The sequence below is a fragment of the Lonsdalea britannica genome (assembly GCF_002111595.1).
Classification (GTDB): domain Bacteria; phylum Pseudomonadota; class Gammaproteobacteria; order Enterobacterales; family Enterobacteriaceae; genus Lonsdalea; species Lonsdalea britannica.
On sequence record NZ_LUTN01000024.1, the window covers coordinates 1 to 25649 of the forward strand.

At 53.0% G+C, this 25649-nt stretch carries 18 protein-coding genes, 1 tRNA gene and 3 pseudogenes; 9 read left to right on the forward strand and 13 right to left on the reverse strand.

The window, feature by feature from the left end; all coding sequences use genetic code 11:
- Positions 1-158: 158 nt before the first annotated feature.
- From dcuR to ibpA, 5 genes and pseudogenes are all read right to left on the reverse strand, one after another.
- On the reverse strand, positions 159-881 hold the full coding sequence (gene dcuR, locus AU509_RS16145) for a two-component system response regulator DcuR (RefSeq protein ID WP_085652346.1): 723 nt from the start codon (positions 879-881) through the stop codon (positions 159-161).
- Positions 874-2486 (reverse strand): annotated as a pseudogene (locus AU509_RS16150) (sensor histidine kinase). Before AU509_RS16150 ends, dcuR begins: the two are co-directional and overlap by 8 nt.
- A 131-nt stretch (positions 2487-2617) precedes the next feature.
- Positions 2618-4030 (reverse strand): anion permease, encoded by a 1413-nt coding sequence (locus tag AU509_RS16155; RefSeq protein ID WP_026743658.1) that lies wholly within the window; start codon positions 4028-4030, stop codon positions 2618-2620.
- A gap of 646 nt (positions 4031-4676) precedes the next feature.
- Positions 4677-5132 (reverse strand): small heat shock chaperone IbpB, encoded by a 456-nt coding sequence (gene ibpB / locus AU509_RS16160; RefSeq protein WP_094118820.1) that lies wholly within the window; start codon positions 5130-5132, stop codon positions 4677-4679.
- A gap of 140 nt (positions 5133-5272) precedes the next feature.
- Entirely contained in the window at positions 5273-5692 is a 420-nt protein-coding gene (gene ibpA, locus AU509_RS16165; protein WP_026743660.1) for a small heat shock chaperone IbpA, read from the reverse strand.
- Positions 5693-6040: 348 nt separating this feature from the next.
- Between ibpA and AU509_RS16170 the strand changes: the two genes are divergently transcribed.
- Positions 6041-6400: a YceK/YidQ family lipoprotein gene (locus AU509_RS16170; RefSeq protein ID WP_085652539.1), complete on the forward strand. Its 360-nt coding sequence runs from the start codon at positions 6041-6043 to the stop codon at positions 6398-6400.
- A gap of 52 nt (positions 6401-6452) precedes the next feature.
- Here the strand turns inward: AU509_RS16170 and AU509_RS16175 are convergent, their stop codons facing one another.
- The gene (locus tag AU509_RS16175) at positions 6453-7754 is read right to left on the reverse strand and encodes a DUF3748 domain-containing protein (RefSeq protein WP_094118821.1); all 1302 of its coding nucleotides are present in this window, start codon (positions 7752-7754) and stop codon (positions 6453-6455) included.
- 237 nt (positions 7755-7991) lie between these two features.
- Here AU509_RS16175 and bhsA point away from each other — a divergent pair, with 237 nt between their 5' ends.
- Positions 7992-8249 carry a multiple stress resistance protein BhsA gene (bhsA, locus tag AU509_RS16180; protein WP_085652509.1) on the forward strand — a complete coding sequence of 86 codons (258 nt, stop codon included), beginning with the start codon at positions 7992-7994 and terminating at the stop codon, positions 8247-8249.
- Between the two features lie 78 nt (positions 8250-8327).
- Here bhsA and yidA read toward each other — a convergent pair whose 3' ends face one another.
- On the reverse strand, positions 8328-9143 hold the full coding sequence (gene yidA, locus AU509_RS16185) for a sugar-phosphatase (protein WP_085652510.1): 816 nt from the start codon (positions 9141-9143) through the stop codon (positions 8328-8330).
- Between the two features lie 668 nt (positions 9144-9811).
- Positions 9812-10249, reverse strand: coding sequence for a universal stress protein UspA (gene uspA, locus AU509_RS16190; protein WP_085652512.1), 438 nt, complete (start codon positions 10247-10249; stop codon positions 9812-9814).
- 591 nt (positions 10250-10840) lie between these two features.
- On the opposite strand from uspA, the gene uspB reads away from it, so the two are divergent.
- Positions 10841-11179 (forward strand): universal stress protein UspB, encoded by a 339-nt coding sequence (uspB, locus tag AU509_RS16195; protein ID WP_026743665.1) that lies wholly within the window; start codon positions 10841-10843, stop codon positions 11177-11179.
- Between the two features lie 111 nt (positions 11180-11290).
- Here the strand turns inward: uspB and pitA are convergent, their stop codons facing one another.
- The gene (pitA, locus tag AU509_RS16200) at positions 11291-12796 is read right to left on the reverse strand and encodes an inorganic phosphate transporter PitA (RefSeq protein ID WP_085652513.1); all 1506 of its coding nucleotides are present in this window, start codon (positions 12794-12796) and stop codon (positions 11291-11293) included.
- A gap of 273 nt (positions 12797-13069) precedes the next feature.
- Between pitA and AU509_RS16205 the strand changes: the two genes are divergently transcribed.
- Complete coding sequence (locus AU509_RS16205) at positions 13070-14257, forward strand: BaiN/RdsA family NAD(P)/FAD-dependent oxidoreductase (protein WP_094118822.1); 1188 nt, start codon at positions 13070-13072, stop codon at positions 14255-14257.
- 4 nt (positions 14258-14261) lie between these two features.
- Here AU509_RS16205 and AU509_RS16210 read toward each other — a convergent pair whose 3' ends face one another.
- The 4 genes and pseudogenes from AU509_RS16210 to ligB form a co-directional block, all read right to left on the reverse strand.
- Positions 14262-15221: an arsenic resistance protein gene (locus AU509_RS16210; protein WP_094118823.1), complete on the reverse strand. Its 960-nt coding sequence runs from the start codon at positions 15219-15221 to the stop codon at positions 14262-14264.
- A 223-nt stretch (positions 15222-15444) separates the two neighbouring features.
- Positions 15445-15521 (reverse strand) — tRNA-Pro (locus AU509_RS16215).
- 131 nt (positions 15522-15652) lie between these two features.
- Positions 15653-17331, reverse strand: a pseudogene (eptB, locus tag AU509_RS16220) (kdo(2)-lipid A phosphoethanolamine 7''-transferase).
- A gap of 381 nt (positions 17332-17712) precedes the next feature.
- Positions 17713-19410 carry an NAD-dependent DNA ligase LigB gene (ligB, locus tag AU509_RS16225; RefSeq protein WP_094118824.1) on the reverse strand — a complete coding sequence of 566 codons (1698 nt, stop codon included), beginning with the start codon at positions 19408-19410 and terminating at the stop codon, positions 17713-17715.
- Positions 19411-19721: 311 nt separating this feature from the next.
- Between ligB and gmk the strand changes: the two genes are divergently transcribed.
- From gmk to recG, 5 genes and pseudogenes are all read left to right on the forward strand, one after another.
- Positions 19722-20345, forward strand: a complete 624-nt coding sequence (gene gmk, locus AU509_RS16235) for a guanylate kinase (protein ID WP_094118826.1) — start codon at positions 19722-19724, stop codon at positions 20343-20345.
- Positions 20346-20401: 56 nt separating this feature from the next.
- The gene (gene rpoZ / locus AU509_RS16240) at positions 20402-20677 is read left to right on the forward strand and encodes a DNA-directed RNA polymerase subunit omega (protein ID WP_026740808.1); all 276 of its coding nucleotides are present in this window, start codon (positions 20402-20404) and stop codon (positions 20675-20677) included.
- 18 nt (positions 20678-20695) lie between these two features.
- Positions 20696-22794 (forward strand): annotated as a pseudogene (gene spoT, locus AU509_RS16245) (bifunctional GTP diphosphokinase/guanosine-3',5'-bis pyrophosphate 3'-pyrophosphohydrolase).
- A 6-nt stretch (positions 22795-22800) separates the two neighbouring features.
- Positions 22801-23493: a tRNA (guanosine(18)-2'-O)-methyltransferase TrmH gene (gene trmH, locus AU509_RS16250; RefSeq protein WP_085652520.1), complete on the forward strand. Its 693-nt coding sequence runs from the start codon at positions 22801-22803 to the stop codon at positions 23491-23493.
- Positions 23493-25574 carry an ATP-dependent DNA helicase RecG gene (gene recG / locus AU509_RS16255; RefSeq protein WP_094118827.1) on the forward strand — a complete coding sequence of 694 codons (2082 nt, stop codon included), beginning with the start codon at positions 23493-23495 and terminating at the stop codon, positions 25572-25574. The genes trmH and recG overlap by 1 nt, the downstream gene beginning before the upstream one ends.
- The last annotated feature ends 75 nt before the right edge of the window (positions 25575-25649 follow it).

The following is a 25649-nucleotide window of genomic DNA, read 5'->3' on the forward strand; positions in this document are numbered from 1 at the left end:
CAATCGCTATAGGCCGTGTCACAAGGCAAAAAAAAAATCCGCCAACGCATCAAGGTGGCGGATTTTCATTTTGTTCGTTGAGCCACTGTTTCGTTCAGGCTGAACGACGGCTTATGGGTCAGTTGTCCAGAGGACATGCGCTACAGCGTTATAACGATTTATTCGCAGTATTGGCGCAACGCATCCTGCTTTTCAGGCAACAGCCGATAGAGATATACCGGACGCCCTGTCGAACCGTACAGGATATTGGTGGCGAGAATGCTGGTATCCGCCAGATAGATCAGGTATTTGCGGCAAGACACACGCGAGATGCCAATGGCATTAGCCAGCATTTCGGTGGAGAACTCTGCGCCCTGATTCCCTTCAATCCACTCGCATACGGTACGCAGCGTCAGGCTGGTTAGCCCTTTAGGCAGCTTTTTACGCTCGGCGACAGGATTTCCGCTGGTGCGTCGAATCAAGTTATCGATGTCCGTTTGCGCCACGAATTCACGGTGTTTGAGCAGGTTTGCTTCTTCGCGGTAAGCGGTCAACGCCTGCTCAAAACGAGCAAACTGGAATGGTTTGATCAGGTAGTCCACCACACCGTAGTGCAGCGCTTTTTTGATGGTGTAGACGTCGCTGGCTGACGAGATAATGATCACGTCAGTATGCTCGCTGAATTCGCGGATAGCTGGCAACAAATCCAGCCCGTTATCCTGCTGCATGTAAATATCCAGCAGCACCAGATCAATTTCACAATCTGGCTGCATCAGCAGATTTCTGGCCTGCTGCAACGTGGAGACAGTAGCGTAACAGTTGAATCCGGAAACCTGATTCAGGTAACACTTATTCAACTCAGCCACCATGGCATCGTCGTCAACGATCAGTACATTAATCATGGTCAATCTGCCTTGCTTTATAAGGAATATTCACGAAAAACTGCGTATACACCTCGGGTTCAGAATCGAGATCGATGGTGCCGCCAATTTTTTCCAGACTTTGTTTAGTCAAATACAAGCCAATGCCGCGTCCACTGCCTTTGGTCGAGAATCCTTCCTGGTAAATCTTTTGCTGAATATCTAACGGTATACCAGGGCCATCATCACTGACCATACAGTGCAGATGGCCTTTTTTATGATGGAACGTCACGCGAATCTCGCGGTTTTCAAGGCCTGTCATCGCGTCTAATGCATTCTCGATCAGGTTCCCCAGAACCGTAATCAGTTCATTTGTCGCTTCCACATCATCGGTATCCGGCAGCAGACTGTCTTCGCTAATCGACAGATTGATACCTAAATCCCGCGCCCGGTTAATCTTGCCGAGCAAAAATCCGGCGATCACGGGGGATTTTATCTTACGGATAATAGCGCCAATTTCCGCCTGATAATGGTTCGCCGTTTTGAGAATGTACTCTTCCAACTGCGGGTAGTATTTCAAATGCAGCATACCCAGAATAACGTGCAGTTTGTTCATGAACTCATGAGACTGCGCGCGCAGGCGTCGGCGTAATACGACATTCCGGTCAAGCGCTGCACCAACTGACTGATCTCGGTTTTATCCCGCAGCGTGGCGATAGCGCCTATCGTTTCGCCATTCACCACAACCGGCACCGTATTGGTCAGTAGCTGATTGCCGTTAAAATTGATCTCTTCGTCTCGCTGTGGCTTGCCGGATTTGACGGCTTTTTCGAGACTCATCAGCGCTGGCCAGCGGCTGATCGTACTGCCGATAGTGAGCTCATTGCTGGCAGAGTGCTGGCTGAACAAACGCTGGGCTTCATCGTTCACGATCGTCACGCGTAAATCAGTATCGACCGCGATGACCCCTTCCTTAATCTGCTTAAGCATGGCGTTACGCTGCTCAAACAAATTCGAAATTTCAAAGGGTTCGAAACCAAGCATGATTCGTTTGAGGGCTTTGACCAGAAAATAGGTGCCCAACAATCCTACCAGCGCTCCAAAAAGAATAGTCCACGGAATAATCCAGCGGTTTTCATTAATCAGCGACTGCACGCTGGTCAACGAGATCCCCACGGCGACAACGCCCAACTGTTTGCCGCCGTGATCGAAGACCGGGACAAAGACTCGCAGAGCGGGTTCCAGCACTCCACGGTTCACCGCCGAGTTCTCAAGACCCATCAGCGCCGGATAGAGGTCGTTACCGATAAAGTGGCGGCCAATCTGATCGGACTCTGGATGCGAATGGCGAATCCCTTTCATGTCGGTCACGATGACAAACAGCAAGTGGTTGCGCCATTTCACTTCTTCCGAAAAGCGCTGTACTTCTTCCGGGTTGCCGAGATTGCTCAACTCGTGGATGACCACGGGAGCATAAGCGACGGTGCGAGCGATGGCGAAGGCCTTCTCTCTGAGGTGGTTTTCCGTCAGCTCACTGATACGGAAAAACAGCAGGGCATACACTACCAGCAGTACGGAACCAATCACCGCCGACACCATAAGGATGATGGACGTACTCAGCTTCAGCGGAGTCTTCTTCTTACTCATGGCGCGCTCCGAAAGAATGTCGTAACCCATTATCTTATACCGTTTAAGCTGATTTCGCGCAGTTCATATAACATACCGCCGCCATAAAGCGGCGGCGGTAGTTTATTTCACTAGCGGATGCTTGTTGCCTGTTACCACAGGCCCAGCACTTTCCACCAGAAGCTACCGACAATCAGCCAAATGGGGATAACGACCAGCCCAGTCAGGAAACCGATTTTCCACCAGGTAGACAGCGACATGTAGCCACAGCCGAACAAGATGGGCGCCGGACCGCCGGAGTAGTGCGTCGTCGACATGAACAGGTTACTGAAGGCGGCAAAAGCCAGAACCGTCAGCATGGGAGGAGCGCCTGCGGCAATAGCGATGGAAACAAAAATCGCATACATGGCGCTGATATGCGCGACTGCGCTCGCCATCAGGTAATGGCTGTAGTAGTAGACCAACAGCAGCAGACCCAACATAGGCAGCCAATGCATACCTTTGACGGAATCGCCCGCCATGTTGCCCAGCCAGCCGATCAGGCCCAATTTATTCAACTGCGTCGCCAGCATGATCAGCACCGCGAACCATACCACGGTGTGCCAGGCTTCTTTCTCGCTGACCACGTCGTCCCACGTTAAAGCGCGAGTCAACAGCAGCACGCTCAAGCCCGCCAGCGCAGTCAGAGTCGCGTCGATATGCAGCGTAGAGCCCAGAACCCAGAAGGTGACCAGCCCCAGGAACACGCCCAGCACGACCCACTCATCACGGCTCATTGACCCCATTTCACGCAGTTTTTCGACTGCCATGGCGCGCATTTCGCTCGTTTTTTTCAGCTCGGGGGGATAGAAACGGTACATCACCAGCGGGATGACAATCAGGGAAACAATCCCCGGCAGCAATGTCGCCATCGCCCACTGCGTCCAGCTAATGTGCACACCGAATTGTCCGGCCAGTTTGCTGATCATCGGGTTACCGGCCATTGACGTCATAAACATCGCGGACGTTACAGAGTTACACTGGAAGATGGTTTGCACCAGAAACGCGCCGATACGTTTTTGCGTTCCCTGAGCCGGCGTCGAGCCGTAAGCCTCAGCGATAGAACGGAACAGCGGGGTGATGATACCGCCGCAGCGCGCTGAGGTGGACGGCATCGCCGGCGCAAACAGCAGGTCGGTGAAGACCAGGCCGTAGGCCAGACCCAAACTGCTGTTGCCTAGCTTGCTGATAAACAGCAAACCGATGCGGCGGCCAAACCCTGTCTTGATAAAACCGCGCGAGATGAAGAAGGCGCAGGCGATCATCCAGATGGTAGGATCGCTGAAACCAGCCAGTACATCCTTGACGCTCAGCAGTCCCATGGCGGCAACCGCCGTGATACTGAATATCGCGATGGCTCCCAACGGATAGGGAGAAAGTATCAAACCCACGACGGTCGCAATGAAGATGGCCATCAAATGCCAGGCTGAGGGGCTAACGCCCTCGGGGACGGGAACAAACCATAATCCGACGGCAATGCCGAGGATGAACAGAAGTTTAACTAACCTGCTATTATTCGCAGACATACATACACCACTCATATTAAAACGAAATCTAGACGTTTTTACCGGGTGTACCCTGTCATGAGTGGGGGGTCGTTATTCTCTTTTATTTCCCCATTAATAAATACAACGGGTACAACGACAGTAAAAAAAGGCAAGAAAATAATAGCGTTTCAGCGATCCTCTTGCCCTATAAATTCGATGAATGTTCAACGGTCCAGATAGTATTATAAATGGCGTAGCCGAACCCCTTACTTTAATTACTAAATGTGTTTAATAATTTAATTATGATTTAATAATTTGGGTATTAACAAATAAAAACAGTCAGTTCACGACCAGCAAAACTCTCACAACAATAGAACATAAAATTAACGTAATAAGTGATATTTATCTATCTGGCAATTAAACACTTCATAGCCTGTAATATTGATTATACGTTAATTTAATATCTCTGCGTTGATACGCAGAAATAATACCCAATAGTAGAGAGTCCGTTAGAGAAAATATGCATTACGACACAGATAAAATCAGACATCTTTGCGCAAAAAACCTCACGGCTTACCATCACCGCCCCATTTTTCTCAATCGTCCCCCTGCAAACCTACACGCAAAAAAAAACCGCCCACGGCGGCGAGCAATGGGCGGTCATCTACGATTCCAGACGCGGAGGTTAAGCGTCAATCACCTCTTCTGAGGGTTTGTTCAGCGGTTCGTTGCGCGACGTGCCGATGGAGATACGCTGCGGCTGCAGCTCTTTAGGAACTTCGCGGACAAGGTCGATATGCAACAACCCGTGTTCGAACTTCGCCTCCGCCACGCGAATATGTTCGGCCAGCGTGAAGCTCAGAGTAAAGGGTTTAAACACCAGCCCCTGATGGACATACTTCACGGATTTGTCCGCCGGGACCGGCGAACCTTTGATCGTCAAACGCGGCCCTTCGATTTCTATATCCAGATCCTGCTGCCGGAAGCCAGCCAGAGCCAACGTGATACGGTAGCGATCATCGTCCTGTTTTTCGATGTTGTAAGGGGGAAACTCAGCCGTTTCCTGACTGCCCATAGAGCTAGCCAATTTATCGAAGCCAATCCACTGACGCAGCAGCGGGGATAAATCATAGTTACGCATAGTCATAACTCCTTCTTTGAAGCGAGAAATTTATCCGGAGTGTCACACATTCCGGGCGCGCCCCCTGTCGGCAGGCGCGGCATGTCAGGGCGAGACGTGGGTTATCTCTCGCCAGTGCTGACATCGGTTCGTCGGGTTTCTTACTTAATTTCGATACGACGCGGTTTCAACGTCTCAGGGATCACTCGTTCCAGATCGATGTACAACAGCCCGTTTTCCAGGTGAGCGCCTTTAATTTGAATGTGCTCAGCCAGCTGGAATTTGCGCTCAAAATTACGTTCGGCGATCCCCTGATAGAGGTAATTGCGAGGCGCCGGTGCAGCCTCTCCGCCGTGTGCGCCTTTAACGATCAGCATGTTGTCATGCGCGGTGATATCCAGTTCGTCTTCAGCGAAACCGGCAACGGCAATAGCGATTCGGTACTGATTTTCGTCGACAAGCTCGACGTTGTAAGGGGGATAACCGCCGTTACCCTGGCTTTGGCCAGCTTCCAGCAGGTTTAACAGACGATCGAAGCCGATAGCGGAACGATACAGGGGAGAAAAATCGGGGTTACGCATTATAGCCTCCTAAGCTTCAGCGAGGTGCTCACGACGGCCTTCCATCAGGACAGGCCCCTTGCCGGAAAGAAATACCCTGTCGGCATACTTCTTTCTGCGGCTCTGTAATCGATATGGCGGCCACTCGCTTTTTTTCAAGAGGGTCGAAAAATTTTTTGCGGGGAAGCGTGGAAATTAACCAAAGTGGATCTCACGCATGACACAGTTATCGCTTACACTGAACAAAGCACATTTTGCCTAAATCATTATTATCATCGGCACACTTCGACAACAGCACAAACGCGACAACGATTTGTGGGTATGCAGGCTCAAGAGAATTTGCGGAGCGGTTTCCCTGTGGATAACGTTATGACCATATTGAAAAGTGTCTTATCTGCTTTTGTTCTGGCCGCTGGCATCATCATCGCATTAAGCGGATGCTCCAGCGTGATGACCCGAACAGGAGGCGACCAAGGCTATTATTCGGGTACCCGAGCGGGTATCAACATGCTGGAAGACGACCACACCAGTTGGGCGATGATGCCCTTGGTCGCGATTGATATCCCCTTCTCTGCCGCGCTAGACACGTTGTTGCTGCCCTACGACTATTATCATTCTAATGATAAACCCGAGAAATCCTTGCACGACAGAGTCAGCGACAGCGATACACACGCGCCTTTCAGCTCGACTCCCGCCACGCCCGCGATAGCCAGCCAATCCCAACACTGAGTCGCCATCGTCGCTGAGAGGCCTCAGCGACAGCTGTTTTGGGCAGCTATGATCACCTTTCTGTGACATCTTCAAGTTGAACGCTAACCCTGAAAATCTGATTTACGCCATCTATCTCCCGCAGATAAGCAATGTCCTTGCCGCTGGGAGAAAAAACAACGGCATCCCCTGACGGCGCCACCGCACTACGCCGCGTCTGGCGGAATAAACGCCCCGTCGAAACATCACACACCATGATGCTGTTATCACAGACAAAAGTGAGGTATTCCCCATTGGGATGCCAGGTAAAGGCGGATTGTATTGAGTCAGGCCCACAGGTGATCTGACGCGGGGCGCCGCCGTTCGGCGATACCGTCCACAGCTGAACGATACCGTTATCGTCCTGCATCAAAAACGCAATTTGGCTGCCATCCGGCGAAATTCTTAACCAATGACGCGGCTGATTCACCACGCCGGGGTAACGTCTGTCGGCGCTGAATGTCAGACGTCGCTGGCGGACGCCCATCGGGGGAGACGGCAGCGTGTCGGCGGTCCCGGCAAGCGGTTCAGAATCGGGTTGCGCATAGGCTTCCAGCGCTTCCGGCAGATCAACGATGAATACTTCCGGTACTCGTTGCCCCGTCGCCGAGACGGTATCGCCGATAAATGCCAATGCCCATCGCTGGCGGCTGCCGTCCGGCCGGAGATATCCTTTCTCGCCGATCCAGCCCTCCTCATAGGCGCGGTTAATCTCATCGCTGCCCGGGCGAGGGTAAGGCGTAGTGCGGCTGACAAGAACACAGTAATGACTGCCGCCATATTCTCTCGGATGACGTTTCGGCACGATCACGGGTCGCAACGGTACGCCCACACCGACGTTGCGCAGATCGAGAGCGGGATCCCGCTCATGCAGTACGTGGTCGTTGTAGGTAAAGCTCAAACGCGTTCCATCAGGGCTGAAAATGTGGACATGCGTCCCGCCGCGCAGCGCGCCGGAGACGTAGGGAGAAGTGATTGATAACGCATCCAGCGTGACCGCCTGACAACGTTCATCATCAGCGACGATAACGCCGCGACGATGATGGAAATCATAGTGCCAGTCGTCATCCGGATGTTCCGGACCGTGGATAAAGACATAGCGTTGAGGCAGCGCGGGACTGCCGGTGATCACGCCAACACATGCGCCTTCTCTGGCCTCATAGACGACGTCAGTCTGCCGGGTATAAATGTTCACCCGCTCTACCCGCCGACCGGTGAATGAAGAGCCCGTGGGTCTGACGTCGTACAGCACCCATTGACCGTCACATGTCCAAATATTGACGTTGGTCAGCTGATGGGAAATGGAGCCCGACGTTAATTGAAATTCTTCATTCATTATAAAAATCCACAAGGTGTATCGATTATTAACCTATAATAAAAATCTATGCGGAAAATAAAAAATTAAATAGATAAAACAACTTGTTATTTACACTACCTGACTTTTTTCTCGTTAAAACAGGAGGAATATAGTCGCAACTGATTACAGTTTATCTGTCGTACCAGCAAGGCGGGCGTTTTTGGTGAAGGAAGGCACGCCATTTCTTTTCGTTATCGATATAGAAGGTATAAGACTATGAAAAACGTTAAAATTATCGTTGCAGCCGCTGTACTTTCCACCCTTTCGTTTGGCTCGTATGCGGCCAAATACATCAGCGTGGAACAGGCACAAAATATGGAAAAAATCGGCGAAGCCTCTGATACCGGCAGAGACTTAAGTACCCTTCAGCACAAATTCTCAGTCAAAGCCGATGAAGCCGGCGCTACGTCTTACACCATCACCAAAACCACCGGTGATCAGGTACTGCACGGCACGGCAAACTTCTACAAATAGTCCTGGCGCTGGCCTTATCCCGGTATATCCGTCTCAGCCGGATATACCGGGGAAGTGAATACGATATGCCGTCTCGTATTATCCCTTTAAGACAAACTTCTCAATGGCATAAGCCACGCCATCTTCCTGATTGGTTTTGGTGACGAACTGGCTGGCCGCTTTCACCTTCTCGATCGCGTTCCCCATTGCCACGCCAAGTCCTGCGTAGTCCAACATCGCCAAATCATTTTCCTGGTCGCCCAGCGCCATGACTTCATCGCGTTCAAGATTCAGGTGTTCCGCCAACATCTTGACGCCCTTGCCCTTGTTCACGCGCTTATCCAGAATTTCCAGATAGAAATCAGCACTTTTCATAATGGTATAGCGTTCGAAAACGTCGGCCGGAATCTTTTTTATGACCTCATCCAACAGCGCCGGTTCGTCTATCATCATCAGTTTGGGGAAACGCAACTTACGATCCATCTCTTCCACGGACCGGTACCGTAACGGCATTTTAGTGAGAAAAGACTCATGCACCGTATAAGCGCTGATGTTCTTATTGGCGGTGTAGACAAAGTTAAAATCTAACGCGTGGAAATGAACGCCCAGATCCCGCGCCAGCTGTTCAAAATAGAGATAGTCATCGAAATTCAGCGTCGTCTCAGCAACGCACTCGGCACTCGCGGCTTTCTGAACCAGCGCACCGTTGTTGGTGATGCAGAAGTGATCGTCCTGATATAAATCCAACTCTTCCAGATAGCGCTTCACGCCAATATAAGGCCTTCCGGTCGCGAGAACGACGTGTACCCCTTTATCCCGCGCGGCGGCAATCGCCTCTTTTACCGCCGGAGATACGACGTTTTGTGGATTAAGCAACGTGCCGTCCATATCGATCGCAATAAGTTTGATTGTCATAATTCGTACCGGTGTCGGAATAATAAATCGTATGCTAACGCGCCTTTATGCAGCGATGCCAGTGAATATAGAACAAGGACAGGGTTTCCTGGGACAGGTGCAAAATCACGCTGAGTTGCCATTTAAAAGTGTGACATTGATCATATTATGCCGCGGCGAGAACGGAAATAACCCCGCTCAGTCGACATAACCGCGAATTAAAATAACGGGACGCTTTCTTCGCTTTTTAATTTTCTGAGTCCGCGTATGCACACGCTTTTATGGTGAAGATATCCCGGGAATAAACTACGAATGTCACGGAATATCTCTCACGAATTTTCTTGGCACCGCTGAAGTCGTTCAAGGGTATTTTTAGCAAATTGAAATAAGACGCGAATTTCATCGGCTATCCGCAAATAAAACCGGGAAAAGCATCCAATCGGTGTCCAAGAGAACCCGTCGCCGTGCTCTGCCAGTCGAGCAATGGTGGGGAAGTGAATGATAAAACGGTGCCCCCAAAGCAGGGAGTCTCACGCAACGTCGGGTCAGACGCCGACAAAAAAGGGAATAGCAGAAAATAAAGCCACCGGAGAGAAAACACCGCCTTTGGCAGGAACCTCCCGCGGCGCGTCACCATAGCCGTTCAACACACCCGCCACTCTAATCCTGAAGCAGCGGGTGATAACACGTTAAACTTCTTCGTCATCCTGCAGCGGGACAATCAGCATATCGACATGAATGGTATTGATCAGCTGACGAGCAGAGGACATCAGCTTGCTCCAGAAGTCCTGATGGTGTCCGCACATCACTAAATCGACATCGTACTTGTGAATAGCATCCAGCAGTACCTGGCCCAGATCGCCGCTCCCGCTTAGGGTCTCCGCAATAGGATATCCCGCGTTCTGCGACAGGTCTTTCAAGGCATTTTGCGTTTCTTCAGAGATGCGCTGCTGCATATCGCCGAGGTTGACGTCGATCAGTCCGGTGTAGAGGTCGGAATAGTTAACATCGACATGAATCAGGGAAACCTTGGCATTATACGGCTTGGCCATTGAGACCGCCTTCTCGACCAGCATTTTGCTTTCCGGCGACAGGTCGACGGCAATAAGAATATGTTTATAAGCCATAATAAGCTCCTTCCATAAAGACTAATGAATGGGTCGGCAGATATTTCTCCTGCCAAACTGATACTTACTGGCGATCTGCATCATAACACTCGCCATCAATCGGGAGATGTTCAGCAGATCACAACGCCGTAGAGTGGCGGTTAGCTGTAGTCACGGAACCCATCACCACGCCTCCCTATCCTGAAGTTAACGTCAGTGTACGCCGATAAGCGGCACCACCGACGAAAAATCACGTGAACGCATAAGTATAGTTAAAGATCGCACGCGATAAGGCTAACAAAACAGGCTGAGATGATGGGGGGATCCTGCCAATTTTTCATCACATTAGCATGTCTAAGAGACATTAACGGCGTTATAGTAAAAAAATGAAACGGTCTTCTACAATGAAAATAATCCCGCGTCGTTAACTCCGCGTGGAGAACAAGAAGACCGCCAGCAGTAGACAATATCCGCAGACCGCGCCTTGATATGCAACGATCGGGCCGCTCGGAAACATCGCATACATGATATTTGGGATGACTATTCACAGGTGTAAACAACGGAGATTCGTGACGTAAAAACACCTGCCGAATAGCTAAGCGGGAGGGGAGCATGGTAATCAGCACGTTTGCGCTTTTCTGGGCTTTATGCATCATCTGCGTCATCAATATGGCGCGTTATTACTCTTCTTTGCGAGTGTTGCTGCTGGTATTGCGAGACTGCGATCCGCTGCTATATCAGTACGTGGATGGACGCGGTTTCTTCACCGCTCACGGCCAGCCCAGCAAGCAGCTGAGGCTTGTTCGTTACATCTACAGCCAACGTTATCTCGACCACCACGACCCCGAATTCATCCGTCGCTGTGAACGCGTTCGCGGGCAGTTCCTGCTCACATCCGCGTTGTGCGGACTGGTCGTCGTGAGCCTTATCGCCCTACTCGTTTGGCACTAGAGATTCGCAAGCGTTTAAGGGGCGTCGCGGACGACATTTTCTTGAATTTTGCCCATATAAAAAGGCGACCTGAGGTCGCCTTTTTATCGTACGTATTGCTGTCGTTCAGCGTTAAATCAGCTTCAGCGTCAACCAGTACAGCACGCCGGACAGTACCAGCGATACCGGCAGCGTAAAGATCCAGGCCAGCAGGATGCTTTTCACCGTCTTACTCTGGACACCGCCACCATCTACGATCATCGTCCCCGCCACGGCGGACGAGAGCACATGCGTAGTGGACACCGGCATTCCAGTATAGCTGGCGACCCCAATCGAGAGCGCGGCCGTGACCTGAGCCGAGACGCCCTGAGCATAGGTCATCCCTTTCTTACCAATCTTCTCACCGATCGTAACGGCAACACGTTTCCACCCCACCATGGTTCCCAGAGACAGAGCCAATGCCACAGCGACGATAATCCACAGCGGCGCATACTCAACGGTATGCAGCAAATCGGTACGCAAATTGGTCAGCAGGCGTTTGTCTTCGGTGTTCGTTTCCGGCAGCTTGATGATGCGGTCCATGGTATCGGAAATACACATCAGCAAACGGCGAACCTGACCACGGTCGTCGCTAGACAACTCGCTGTAGTCTTTCAGGTTGTTCAGCAAACCCAAAGAGTGATCGATCGCCAGCATCACGCGAGAGCTATCACAATGGAAATCTGATTTACCCTCGACAGGAATGGTTTTTTCCGGCGCCGGAATCAACGGTGGAGACAGGTCGATGACATGTTTCAGCGCTTCGCCATGCGCAAGGTAGTATCCCTGCAGATTAACGACCGCATCGCGGGTTCGGCTAATGTCATAACCCGACGCATTCATGTTCAGCACGAAACCTGCGGGCGCGACGCCGATCAGCACCAGCATAATCAGGCCGATACCTTTCTGACCATCGTTGGCGCCGTGGGAGAAACTGACGCCGACGGCGGACAGGATCAAGGCAGTACGCGTCCAGAACGGCGGTTTGCGCTTGCCATCCTGTTTCTCACGTTCGGCTGGCGTGAGGTGAACCCGTTTTCTTTTCTTGGTGTTGCTCCAGTAGCGACGTAGCAGGAACACCATCAGCCCTGCGATAATCATGCCCACAATCGGCGACAGAATCAGCGACAGGAAAATGCTGACCATCTTCGGAATATTGAGCGCATCCACAACCGACGTATTCGTCAGCAGTGCATTGGTCAAACCGATACCGATAATAGAGCCGATCAGGGTATGAGAGCTAGACGCCGGCAACCCGAAGTACCAGGTCCCCAGGTTCCAGATGATCGCAGCCAGCAGCATGGAAAAGACCATAGCCAGGCCGTGAGCAGAGCTGACATTCAGCAACAGATCGGTAGGCAGCAGGTGGACGATGGCGTAAGCAACGCTTAATCCGCCCAAAAGTACCCCAAGGAAGTTAAATATTCCCGCCATCACCACAGCGAGCTGGGCGCGCATGGCACGAGTATAAATAACGGTAGCAACAGCATTGGCAGTATCGTGAAAGCCGTTAATGGCTTCGTAAAACAATACAAACAGCAAAGCCAAAATCAACATCAGACCGGTGTGGAAATCAATTCCGGCAAATAAATGTAGCATAAGCGTTAGGCCATATAGTGGTCATCAACGCGGCGCATTATCGGCGACAAGCAGGGCTTGGGAAAAGGAAAATCTGACATTATTTTGACTTATTTTAACCCAATCATCCTTCAGCTAATAATTTATTCAATAAAAATCAGACAATTGGACCTTATTACGAAATTCTGCAATTTGTAACACTGGTCAGATCACAGGACGAGCACTACAATCTGCCGCCCTGAACGGCAATTCGGCCGCAGGCCGAAACCCGACGAATTGCGGGGAGCAAAACACGTGGAACACTATGATGTAGTCGTAATTGGCGCTGGCGCGGCAGGACTTTTCTGCGCGGCGCAGGCGGGACAGAAAGGCCTGCGGGTGCTGCTTGTGGATAATGGTAAAAAACCGGGACGCAAAATTTTGATGTCCGGGGGCGGACGCTGCAACTTCACCAACCTGTATGCAGAGCCAGGCGCTTACCTGTCTCAAAACCCGCATTTCTGCAAGTCCGCTCTGGCGCGCTACACCCAGTGGGACTTTATCGATCTGGTGAATCGCCACGGCATCGCCTATCACGAGAAAACCCTCGGACAACTGTTTTGCGATGACTCGGCTCAACAAATCACCGACATGCTGCTTAAAGAGTGTGAGCAAGGCCAGGTGACGCTGCGTTTGCGCAGTGAAGTGCTGGAAGTTGAAAAGCGCGATGCATTTACGATCCGCTTGAACAACGGTGCAGTTCAGAGCCCGGAGTTGGTGATCGCGACAGGCGGTCTGTCGATGCCTGGACTCGGCGCCACGCCCTTCGGTTATCAGCTTGCGCAGCAGTTCTCCATCAACGTGCTGCCCACCCGCGCGGCGCTGGTGCCCTTCACGCTGCACAAACCGTTGTTAGAACAATTACAAACGCTGTCCGGCGTCTCAGTTCCGTCTCTCATCGAAGCGGAAAACGGCGTAACCTTCCGTGAGAATATCCTGTTCACCCACCGCGGACTGTCTGGTCCCGCGGTACTTCAGCTTTCCAGCTACTGGCAGCCGGGCGAATTCGTCACCATCAATCTGCTGCCCGATCACGATCTGACCGCACTGCTTGATGCGGAACGCCTCGCACATCCCAATCAGAGTCTAAAAAATACGCTGGCGCAGTGGTTACCCAAACGGCTGGTGGAGTGTCTTCAGGCGCTGGGGCAGTTGCCGGATGTGACGCTCAAGCAGTTGCAAAAACCGCAGCAAACACAGGTAGAAAGCACGCTACAGCAGTGGCGAGTCCAGCCCAATGGTACCGAAGGCTACCGTACGGCAGAAGTGACGCTGGGTGGCGTCGATACCCACGAGCTTTCCTCAAAAACGCTGGAAGCCAGCAAGGTGCCGGGGCTGTACTTCATCGGAGAAGTCGTGGACGTCACCGGTTGGCTCGGCGGTTACAACTTCCAATGGGCCTGGAGCTCTGCCTGGGCCTGCGCTCAGGCTTTAGGGAAGTAACGGCTCATTTGCCTGCGTGAAAGCGCAGGCGCGGCGCCCAACGAACGTAAATCAATTCGGCGATCAGTTCGACCAACGTCTGCGTAACTACCACGACCGGCATCAGCGGTAACGCGCCGGGAACCGCCAGCGCCAATGGCAAAATGACCAGTGAATTGCGCGTCGCGGCGCTGAACACCACGCCCCTTCCCGCCGCCGCCTTCAACGTCAAGAGCCGCCCCACGCCCCAGCCCACCAGCGGCGCAAAAACCGAGAACAAGACATAAACGGGCAACACCGCCAGCGCAGTCGCGCGCGACTGCGTTAGCTGCGGTACGACAAACGCCGTAATCACCGCCAACACTAGCGCCGTCGCCGGTACGGGAAGACATCCAAGCCAGTGCGTCATAACCCGCCCCGCGGAGGACGCCTGACTCCAGCGTTGGAAGATCCATGCCAACAGCAGCGGAATGGCAATCATGGTGATAAAAGCATGCAGGAAAGGCGCGATGCTGATGGTCTGCGCCGTATCGAACAACAGGCCCAAATACAGCGGCAACAGCAACATTTGTAAAAGCAGCAATAGTGGCGTTGCGGCAAGCAACAGACGGGAGTCCGCCTGACCCTGCTGACAAAACGTCACCACGTAATCGATGCAGGGACATAGCAACACCATCGCGACCCCATAGGCCACCACCGGCGGCAAGGGAAATAGCATCAACAACAACGCCACTAGCACAGGGATCGCGACAAAATTGGCGATAAACAGAGCCAGCAGGAAGCGCACATGGCGAAAGGCATAAAGCATCTCTCCCAACGGCAGCGACAAAAAAGTCACGAACAGCATGAATGCCAAGGCCGGGTTGAGTGCCACCACCACGCCCGACGCCGTAGGCCAGCAGGCAGCAATGACCGCCGCCGCGACCATGGTCAAAAAATAAATTCCGGTTTGCCGGTTTTCCAGCGTGTCTTTTATCTGGCTCATAGGAAGTCGGACATACTTAATGAGAAAACGGCTGGCATCATGTCAGAAATAACCGGCATTGCCTATTAGCACCCGGAGTGGGGGCCGGTATTGCATTGGAGTGAATAGCGATGGCAACGTGAAATAGAGAATTGTCTGCGTCAGAAGGAGACAAAAACAAAAAAACCCGCTGTCGTTAGCGGGTTTATTGATGAAGACAACCGGGTCTTGTCTTCTTTAAATTTGGTCGGTGAGAGAGGATTCGAACCTCCGACCCCTTCGTCCCGAACGAAGTGCGCTACCAGGCTGCGCCACTCACCGAATGCGGGGCGCATATTACTGCGCCCCTGATAACGCGTCAATCCCTTTTTAACAAACGGCCATGGAGTTGGCGACAAAGTGTGCGACGCAATTTCCGGGAAAAAGCGGAACCTGCATCTTATTGATTTTAATCAATGAACCGGTTTCGAACACCAGTTGTTGCTCTGATTGATGCCGCCATCTGGAGAGGTATAGCCCAAGCATCCCAATACCGAGTCGAAGATCTCCTCGTGGCGCAGAATTTCACCCGCCTCCTTTCTGGCCTTCAAATTCGCGAAGGCTTGCTGATGTTCTGACTCAGCCAGGAACTTGTCAGATGCCCACATCATTATCGGCGAACGGAACTGCTCCGGTGGCGCGACATGGCGTGGCGTTCCATGCAAGTGTGAGTTCTCATCGATTGATTCGCCATGGTCGGACGAATAGAACACCAACGCTTTCTTATCTCTCATCTGATCGATGACCTGCTCGATAAACGCATCCGTGTAGAGAATGCTGTTGTCGAAAGAGTTGATGAGCTGCTCTCGGGTACAAGAAGCGTCCACACTCATACACTCCGGCTGATAGCGGGCGAAGCTGCGCGGATAGCGCATCGAATACTGGTAGTGTGACCCTTTGGTATGCAGGACGATCAGATGTTTACCTTTGGTATAACGCGCCAATGAGGCCTTCATCTCATCCACCAACAGCATGTCGTCCACTGATTTTCCATCGTTGCGTTTTTCAGAGGCAATCATCTCGCGGATAGAGTAGTTATCAGCCCGAATATTGTTGTAGAACCACACCTCGCTTTGCATGGCGAACAGCTCCGAGGAGAATCCCAATCCTTTCATCACGGAAAAAATATTGTGCTCTTTTAGCGTCCGCTGGGGATTATCTTCGGTCCCACCTTCACGCACAAACATGCAACGCATCGAGAGCTTGGTGGCGGTGTCGCAAGATCTCCCGCGAAACGCCAGTAGGTTTTTTTCTTTATCCAACAGAGGCGTTGTATCGCGCGAATAGCCTAACAGCCCCAGATGATCCCACCGCGTCGTCTCGCCAATGATAAATACGACGTAGGTGTCATCAATATCGCTGGGCGCCTGATAGGTAAAATGAGTACTTGGGTCAAACAGGGAAGATGCGTCCTGATTTTCATCGTAATGGGCATAAGCGAACAGTCCCAAGGCAGACAACCAGTTCGACGGTAGATATGAGTGAGCCACTACGCCGCCATAGCTGGGTAAATCCTGATTGGACGCTTTCTCCGCATCAGCGTTGACCTTGCCCATATAATCCATAGGCAGCCAGACCAGCGCGACGATAACCGCCAAACCCAGCGCCGCTCGCAGACGCTTCCCTGGTGTCTTCAACTGTTCTAGCAACGTTTGGTGTAGGCGACTTGTCCAGATGAGCGCCAGCGGCGGCACGCTGACGAGTATCATCCACAGTACGAAATTGATGCCAATCACCTCTCGAGAGAGATCGATATCTGTCGTCATCACTGAAGCGATGATGCCATATCCGATAACCACATTAAAAAAGGTCATGTAATAGCTGGCAGCCACTGAAATTAATGTCAGTAACGAAGCCAGAATACGAAAGCATTTTTTCCCACCCAGAGAAATAAGCCGCATCAGGAAAAAAGTAAACAGAATGCAAGCCAGCAGCTCCGCTACGGCAGAAAGAAAATGCGTGGCATGTTTAAGGTCGAAAATAGCCAGAGAATCAAAACGGCGGTAATAAACGGATAGATTCAGGAATAAGCTATATAAAAAGCTAATATCCAGGAAACTTTGGGTTGGGGAAATGACATCGACACTTTCATTCTTATAATCTGCTCCAGAGGCTCACGTTTGTAAACAGACACCGTAGCCCCCCTCGGAGTTCATTATCTTTGAGCAAGATACGGTAATTAATGCTATGTAATGCAAGCCCCCCGCCTTCAGGTTGTCGTATCTGACCGTTTAATTGACAGAGGTATTCATAAAATGATTAGGTCAATTAATCTATTCTGTAAGGATAATGGCCTAAGTCACTAGTTTTCATGTGTGAATAAAAGGGTTGGTATCTTAATTTGAATGCCATGATAAATAATTCCCTACGATTTCATCAGCAACATTCACCTTTAATAAAATTATTTATTGGTTATCTCACTTACTTTTTTATGATAACCCTTTAACTCTCGCTGAAAGAATAAAATTCCTCGCTATTTAATACCGTAGGACTCAAGTTGCCGCATCATTGATTGCACCTCTGGATGATGTAAAAACTGACTTATCTTACGCGCACGAAGGCGACCCACACCGGAAAACAGCTGCCACTCATCAAGGCTACGCTGTTGAAGCTGGACAAAAGATTGTCCTTGCAATGCGCCCTGCGCTGATTGCGGCAAAGGTATCCCCAAGGCCAGAAGCCAACGTGAGAGCGGCAGCTGGCGCGTTGACTGAAATTGTTGGTGTAACTCCGCCGCACGCGCTTCACCGACAGAGGTCGCGGCGCTAATCTGGCGGCGGTCCAGAGCAAGCCAGGCAACCAAATCCTTCAACGGCTCACCCTGCATCAACCGTTTCCACATACCTTCGCGTAATCCCCGGATTGCCAATCCCTCATCGCTGCTGAGCCAGACCAGACGGGCCAGAAATTGCGGATGGCAGTCTCTGCTCCACCGGAAGCAGGAAAACGCGTCGAACTGCGCGGCGTCGGGTGTATCCACCGTCGGACGCTCCACGCTACGCCACACAACGCCATCAAGCCGGGGAATACCCCGCCCTGCGAGACTCACTGTCACGCGATCTCCCGGCACAACATCCCATTGCCGCCAGCGAGCTACAGACCCAACGTTCACTCGGCTGACCTGCTTATCATCCAGCGTCACCGTTTTCAGCATCAAAACAGCCCCTGTTTTCCCGGTTCGCCCCACCGGGAATTCAATTCCCGTGACCTCTGCGACGCGATGAATCGGGGGATATTTCCAGGCAATCGCCCACTCAGAGCCTCCTGGCTGCCAATAGCGCCCTTCGGGTTCCTTGTCCTGACGGATCACCACGCCATCGGTAACGAAAGGCAATGGCGACCGATACCAATGCTCACGCCAGCGGCGAGCCTCAGCCAACGAAGTGACAGGCTTGGAATAGCGCTCCGCCAGCGCAAACCCCATTTTCCGCAGCGCCGTCAACCGCTGTGTCATGCTGCGCGGGCCATCGGGCCATGCCCAGATAAAAATCCCCATCTGTCCCAGCCGAGGTGACGGCTGTATACGCCGCATTTCGCCTGCAACCAGCGCCCGGGCATTAAGGCCGCCAAGCTGATTCTGACGATGATTTTCCATCGGAAGAAAAATCTCGCCCTGGAAAACCACACGCTCCGGTATCTCGAGGTGGCGGCCTCGGGTAATTTGCTGAGGGACCGCCGAAATCTGCCGAACCTTCTCCGTCCAATCTTCTCCCTGCCGCCCATTGCCTCGACTGACGGCAGAGATCAGGCGACCTTGCTCATAAACCAGCGTCACCGCCACACCGTCGACCTTGGGTTGGACCCAAAGATGATGCCGGGCCGACATCCATTGCCGTAGCTCGCCCTCGTCGGAAAGTTTTCTTAGGCCGGTGTGCGCCACAGGGTGAAGCGTTTTACCCTGGCGGGATAGGCGCACCTCGAACCCCATGTTCTGCGATGGAAAACAGCGCTGCCAGCTTGCCAACATCGACCGCATCTGGTCGTACGTATCATCGGGAACCGGGCTGTAGCCCTCTTCATGATATGCCTTATCCCACAGCGTCAATTGCTGCCCCAGACGCTGCATTTCCTCCCGCGCCCGCAGGGGCGCCCACTCAGGACAAATGTCGGTAGCCGAAGCCAGCTCCGTCAACAGTACCGCCGCGACACCCAGCCAATATCCATATCGCATACATCCCCCAGCCTCCGTTCAACGCAGCGGCAGTAAAGCACATAGTCCGAACACTAAACGAGGTCAGAGACGTACCTTTGCGAGCCGTTTCGCAGACAATTAGCGCAATGACAGCAAGGAGAGAAAAAACGGCGGAGCGCTTCGCAAGGAAAAACAAAGGGATTTGATGACGGCAAAAAAATAAGCCAATTTGTCAAACAAGGCGGGTTCAATACTTACGCTGCGCGACTGACGGCGGCGCGGCATGTATAATGCGGGGAACTGCGCGTTCCGCTGCATCAATTCTAAATACTGAATCAGATACATTCACTATGGCTCAAGGCACGTTATATATTGTTTCCGCACCGAGCGGTGCCGGAAAATCCAGTTTGATTACTGCGCTGTTGAAAACGCAGCCGCTGTATGACACACAGGTTTCCATTTCTCATACAACCCGCGATAAGCGGCCGGGAGAGAATCACGGCGAGCACTACTATTTTGTGCCGGTTGATGAGTTTAAAAGCATGATTGGAAACGACGAGTTTCTGGAATATGCCGAGGTTTTCGGTAACTATTACGGAACATCTCGTACCGCCATTGAACAAGTGCTGTCTACCGGCGTGGATGTATTCCTGGACATAGACTGGCAGGGCGCCAAGCAGATTCGCGAGCGGATGCCTTCCGCACGCAGTATTTTCATCCTGCCGCCTTCCAAAGAAGAGCTTGAGCGTCGCCTGCGCGGCCGAGGTCAGGACAGCGAAGAAGTGATTAATCGACGCATGGCACAGGCGATCGCCGAAATGAGCCACTATGCTGAATACGATTATCTTCTCGTTAACGATGACTTTGACTTGGCGCTGCAGGACTTGAAAACCATCATACGCGCTGAACGTCTGCGTTTATCCCGCCAGAAAGTGCGGCATGACGGTTTAATCACCAAACTATTGGCAGACTGACGGCACATTCAGTATCATGCCCAGTCTTTTTTTATTTCCCTGTGGAGTACCTCATTATGGCACGCGTAACTGTTCAAGACGCTGTAGAAAAAATTGGTAACCGTTTTGACCTGGTGTTGGTCGCTGCCCGTCGCGCCCGTCAGATCCAGGTTGGGGGCAAAGATGCTCTGGTTCCTGAAGAAAACGACAAATACACGGTTATCGCACTGCGTGAGATCGAAGAAGGTCTGATCACTTCGCAGATTCTGGACGCCCGTGAACGTCAGGAGCAGCAGGAGCAGGAAGCCGCAGAAATTCAGGCGGTCACCGCAATTGCTGAAGGTCGCCGCTAATAACACCACGAGTCGCCCTTGTATCTGTTTGAAAGCCTTAATCTGCTGATTCAGAATTACCTGCCCGAAGACCAGATAAAACGTCTCCGGCAGGCTTACCTTGTCGCACGTGATGCTCACGAGGGACAGACTCGCTCCAGTGGCGAGCCCTACATCACCCATCCAGTAGCCGTAGCCTGCATTTTGGCCGAGATGCGTCTCGACTATGAAACGCTCATGGCGGCGCTACTGCATGACGTGATCGAAGATACGCCCGCCACCTATCAGGATATGGAACAGCTGTTCGGCAAAAGCGTCGCCGAACTGGTGGAAGGTGTTTCCAAGCTGGATAAGCTGAAATTTCGCGACAAGAAAGAAGCGCAAGCAGAAAACTTTCGCAAAATGATCATGGCGATGGTGCAAGACATCCGCGTCGTCCTGATCAAACTTGCCGACCGCACGCACAACATGCGGACGCTGGGGGCACTAAGGCCGGATAAACGCCGCCGCATCGCCCGGGAAACGCTGGAAATCTACAGCCCGCTGGCTCATCGGCTCGGTATTCATCACCTAAAAACCGAACTGGAAGAGCTGGGGTTTGAAGCGCTCTATCCGAACCGTTACCGCGTCATCAAAGAAGTGGTGAAAGCCGCGCGCGGCAACCGTAAGGAAATGATTCAGAAGATCCTCTCGGAAATCGAAGGGCGTTTGCTGGAAGCCGGTATCCCCTGTCGCGTCGGCGGCCGGGAAAAACATCTCTACTCCATCTATTGCAAGATGCACCTGAAAGAACAGCGTTTTCATTCCATTATGGATATTTACGCTTTTCGGGTGATCGTCCGCGATTTGGATACCTGCTACCGCGTGCTGGGCCAAGTTCACGGCCTGTACAAACCGCGCCCCGGTCGCGTTAAAGACTATATCGCCATCCCAAAAGCCAACGGCTATCAATCTCTGCATACCTCTTTGATCGGGCCGCACGGCGTCCCCGTTGAAGTGCAGATCCGTACGGAAGATATGGATCAAATGGCTGAGATGGGTGTCGCCGCGCACTGGGCTTATAAAGAAGGCGAAAGCAGCACAACCGCACAGGTTCGCGCGCGCCGCTGGATGCAAAGCCTGATGGAACTACAGCAAAGCGCAGGTAGTTCATTTGAATTTATCGAAAGCGTGAAGTCGGATTTGTTTCCAGACGAAATGTACGTCTTCACGCCCGAAGGCCGCATTGTCGAACTGCCCTCCGGCGCCACGCCGGTGGACTTCGCCTACGCGGTGCATACCGACATCGGCCACGCCTGCGTGGGCGCACGTGTCGACCGGCAGCCGTATCCGTTGTCTCAGGCACTGAAAAGCGGCCAAACGGTTGAGATCATTACGGCTCCTGGCGCACGGCCTAACGCCGCCTGGCTGAATTTCGTCGTCAGCTCCAAAGCCCGCGCCAGAATTCGTCAGCTACTGAAGAACCTGAAGCGCGACGATTCCGTCAGCTTAGGACGTCGTCTGCTGAATCATGCGCTGGGTCACGGACGCAAGCTGTCTGAAGTTCCCGCGCCTAATATTCAGCGCGAGCTAGACCGGATGAAGCTTTCCTCGCTGGACGATCTGCTGGCGGAAATCGGCCTTGGCAACGCCATGAGCATCGTGGTGGCCAGAAATCTGCTGGAAGAAGATACCGGATTGAGCAGTTCCGGTATCCGCAAACTCCCGATCAAAGGCGCCGACGGCGTGTTGGTGACCTTCGCCAAATGCTGTCGCCCCATTCCGGGCGACCCGATTATTGCGCACGTCAGCCCCGGTAAAGGTCTGGTGATCCACCATGAATCCTGCCGCAATATCCGCGGTTACCAGAAAGAACCTGAAAAATTCATGGCGGTAGAGTGGGACAAGGTCACCGAGCAGGAATTCCTGACCGAAATCAAGGTGGACATGCTCAACCATCAGGCGTACTGGCCAACCTGACTGCAGCTATAAACACCGCCAATGCCAATATCCAGAGCATCAATACGGAAGAAAAAGACGGCAGGGTGTACAGTGCCTTCATACGCCTGACAGCGCGCGACCGTGTTCATCTCGCGAACATCATGCGCAAAATCCGCGTGATGCCGGATGTGATTAAAGTTAACCGTAACCGAAACTAATCTGTTATGACGCCAGAACGCTATGCGCGCATCAGAGAGATGCTGAATCACCGCCAACCCGATCTGACGGTGTGTATGGAACAGGTCCATAAGCCTCATAATGTCTCCGCCGTTATTCGTACGGCGGATGCTGTAGGCGTGCATCAAGTTCACGCCATATGGCCGACCGGCCATATGAGAACGCTGGTTTCCACCGCCGCGGGCAGCAATAGCTGGGTAAAAGTCAAAACGCACGCCACGATTAAAGACGCCGTCGGACATCTGAAGACCCAGGGTATGCAAGTTCTGGCCACCAACCTTTCTGACAAAGCCGTTGATTTTCGCGACATTGATTACACCCGCCCGACCTGCATTCTTCTTGGACAGGAAAAAAACGGCATCTCCGCCGAAGCGCTGGCTTTGGCAGACCAGGACATCATTATTCCGATGACCGGCATGGTTCAATCTCTCAATGTTTCCGTTGCTTCCGCGCTAATTCTGTATGAAGCGCAGCGTCAACGACAGATGGCTGGCATGTATCATCGGGATACCAGCCCGCTGGACGAAGAGGAGCAACAGCGCCTGTTGTTTGAGGGCGGTTACCCCGTTCTCGCCCGCGTGGCGAAACGCAAAGGACTTCCACGACCGCGTATAGACCAGCAGGGTCAGGTGATTGCCGACACCCCGTGGTGGGCCGCCATGCAGTCCACGGAACAATAATGCGCGGACGCCTGCTGAATACCCAACCGCTGAACACGCTTGTCGGCGTCGGGCCCAGTCAGGCAAATAAACTGGCCCGCATCGGCCTGGAGACGGTGGAAGACCTGCTGTTTCATCTACCGCTACGCTATGAAGATCGCACCCAACTTTACCCCATCAACGACCTGCTGCCGGGCATCTATGCCACAGTAGAAGGTGAAATTCTGCGCTGCGACGTTACCTTCGGCAGCCGACGTATGCTGACCTGCCAGATCAGCGACGGCAGCGGCATGCTCACGCTGCGTTTTTTCAACTTCAACGCCGCCATGAAGAACAGCCTGGCTACGGGCCAACGGGTTATCGCTTATGGCGAAATCCGCCGCGGCAAGCTGGGGGCTGAAATTATTCACCCCGAGTATCGGGTACAGGGCGAAGAAAGCGATGTGGCATTACAGGAGACACTGACGCCGGTCTATCCCGCCACCGACGGCATCCGTCAGGCCACACTGCGCAAGCTGACCGATCAGGCGCTGAAACTGCTCGACCGCCACCCGATTGATGAGCTTCTTCCCCAGGAGCTCAATCACACGATGATGAGCCTGACGGAAGCGTTGCATACGCTACATCGGCCGCCGCCCAACATGCAGTTGAGCGAGCTGGAACAGGGTAAGCATCCGGCCCAGCAACGGCTAATCATGGAAGAGCTTCTGGCTCACAACCTGAGCATGCTGGCTGCACGGGCCGGCGCGCAGCGTTACCACGCGCTGGCGTTGCCTCCTCGCGATTCGCTAAAACAGCAGTTGCTGGCCGCCCTGCCGTTTTCGCCGACTCAGGCGCAAGAACGCGTCGTCGCCGAAATCGAACAGGATCTGAATCACCCCTATCCCATGATGCGACTGGTGCAGGGCGACGTCGGCTCCGGCAAAACGCTGGTGGCGGCTTTGGCCGCGTTGCGCGCTATTGCTCACGGTAAACAGGTCGCCCTCATGGCGCCGACCGAGCTGTTAGCAGAACAGCATGCGCACAATTTCCGTCAATGGTTTGCGCCTCTCGGCATCAACGTTGGATGGCTGGCCGGAAAGCAGAAAGGCAAGGCACGGCAGGCTCAGCAGGACGCCATCGCCAACGGCGATGTCGGTATGGTCGTCGGCACGCACGCCATTTTCCAACAGCAGGTTCAGTTTAACGGTCTGGCGCTGGTGATTATCGATGAGCAGCATCGGTTTGGCGTCCATCAGCGGCTTGCCCTGTGGGAAAAAGGCGAGCAGCAAGGATTTCACCCCCATCAGCTGATTATGACGGCGACGCCGATCCCGCGTACGCTGGCGATGACGGCCTACGCTGACCTGGAAACGTCCGTCATCGATGAACTTCCTCCGGGCCGAACCCCCGTCACGACCGTCGCCATCCCCGACACTCGCCGCAGCGATATCATCCAGCGTGTCGACAATGCCTGCCAGCAGGAAGGCCGTCAGGCCTACTGGGTATGTACCCTTATTGAGGAGTCGGACCTTCTGGAAGCGCAGGCGGCGGAAGCGACCTGTCAGGAACTGCGCGAAGCGCTGCCTGAACTCACCATCGGGCTGGTGCATGGGCGGATGAGGGCGCAGGAAAAACAGCAGGTAATGGAAGCGTTCAAGTCAGGCCAAATTCAGCTGCTCGTCGCCACGACCGTGATTGAAGTCGGCGTAGACGTCCCCAACGCCAGCCTGATGATTATCGAAAACCCCGAACGACTCGGTCTGGCGCAGCTGCACCAGCTACGCGGACGTGTAGGCCGCGGCTCGGTCGCCTCCCACTGCGTGCTGTTGTACAAATCTCCGCTCAGCAAAACCGCCCAGAAGCGATTGCAGGTATTACGGGATAGCAACGATGGCTTTGTGATCGCACAACGCGATCTTGAGATTCGTGGACCGGGTGAACTGCTAGGCACCCGTCAAACCGGCAGCGCCGAATTCAAGGTCGCCGATTTGCTGCGGGATCAGGCGTTAATCCCCCAAGTTCAGCGGATTGCACGCCATATTCATGAGCACTACCCCGACCACGCGCAAGCACTGATTGAACGCTGGCTGCCGGAAAGCGCGCGCTACACCAACGCCTGACTGTCGACGGCGATCACTTCCTTCCACATTCTCCTTTGCGTTCGTGCATCAAAATGACACGCGCAACCGTTTGCT

Coding starts and splice junctions, on each gene's coding strand:
- dcuR (WP_085652346.1), bottom strand. CDS start 881: ATGATTAATGTACTGATCGTTGACGACGATGCCATGGTGGCTGAGTTG.
- AU509_RS16155 (WP_026743658.1), bottom strand. CDS start 4,030: ATGTCTGCGAATAATAGCAGGTTAGTTAAACTTCTGTTCATCCTCGGC.
- ibpB (WP_094118820.1), bottom strand. CDS start 5,132: ATGCGTAACTATGATTTATCCCCGCTGCTGCGTCAGTGGATTGGCTTC.
- ibpA (WP_026743660.1), bottom strand. CDS start 5,692: ATGCGTAACCCCGATTTTTCTCCCCTGTATCGTTCCGCTATCGGCTTC.
- AU509_RS16170 (WP_085652539.1), top strand. CDS start 6,041: ATGACCATATTGAAAAGTGTCTTATCTGCTTTTGTTCTGGCCGCTGGC.
- AU509_RS16175 (WP_094118821.1), bottom strand. CDS start 7,754: ATGAATGAAGAATTTCAATTAACGTCGGGCTCCATTTCCCATCAGCTG.
- bhsA (WP_085652509.1), top strand. CDS start 7,992: ATGAAAAACGTTAAAATTATCGTTGCAGCCGCTGTACTTTCCACCCTT.
- yidA (WP_085652510.1), bottom strand. CDS start 9,143: ATGACAATCAAACTTATTGCGATCGATATGGACGGCACGTTGCTTAAT.
- uspA (WP_085652512.1), bottom strand. CDS start 10,249: ATGGCTTATAAACATATTCTTATTGCCGTCGACCTGTCGCCGGAAAGC.
- uspB (WP_026743665.1), top strand. CDS start 10,841: ATGGTAATCAGCACGTTTGCGCTTTTCTGGGCTTTATGCATCATCTGC.
- pitA (WP_085652513.1), bottom strand. CDS start 12,796: ATGCTACATTTATTTGCCGGAATTGATTTCCACACCGGTCTGATGTTG.
- AU509_RS16210 (WP_094118823.1), bottom strand. CDS start 15,221: ATGAGCCAGATAAAAGACACGCTGGAAAACCGGCAAACCGGAATTTAT.
- ligB (WP_094118824.1), bottom strand. CDS start 19,410: ATGCGATATGGATATTGGCTGGGTGTCGCGGCGGTACTGTTGACGGAG.
- gmk (WP_094118826.1), top strand. CDS start 19,722: ATGGCTCAAGGCACGTTATATATTGTTTCCGCACCGAGCGGTGCCGGA.
- rpoZ (WP_026740808.1), top strand. CDS start 20,402: ATGGCACGCGTAACTGTTCAAGACGCTGTAGAAAAAATTGGTAACCGT.
- trmH (WP_085652520.1), top strand. CDS start 22,801: ATGACGCCAGAACGCTATGCGCGCATCAGAGAGATGCTGAATCACCGC.
- recG (WP_094118827.1), top strand. CDS start 23,493: ATGCGCGGACGCCTGCTGAATACCCAACCGCTGAACACGCTTGTCGGC.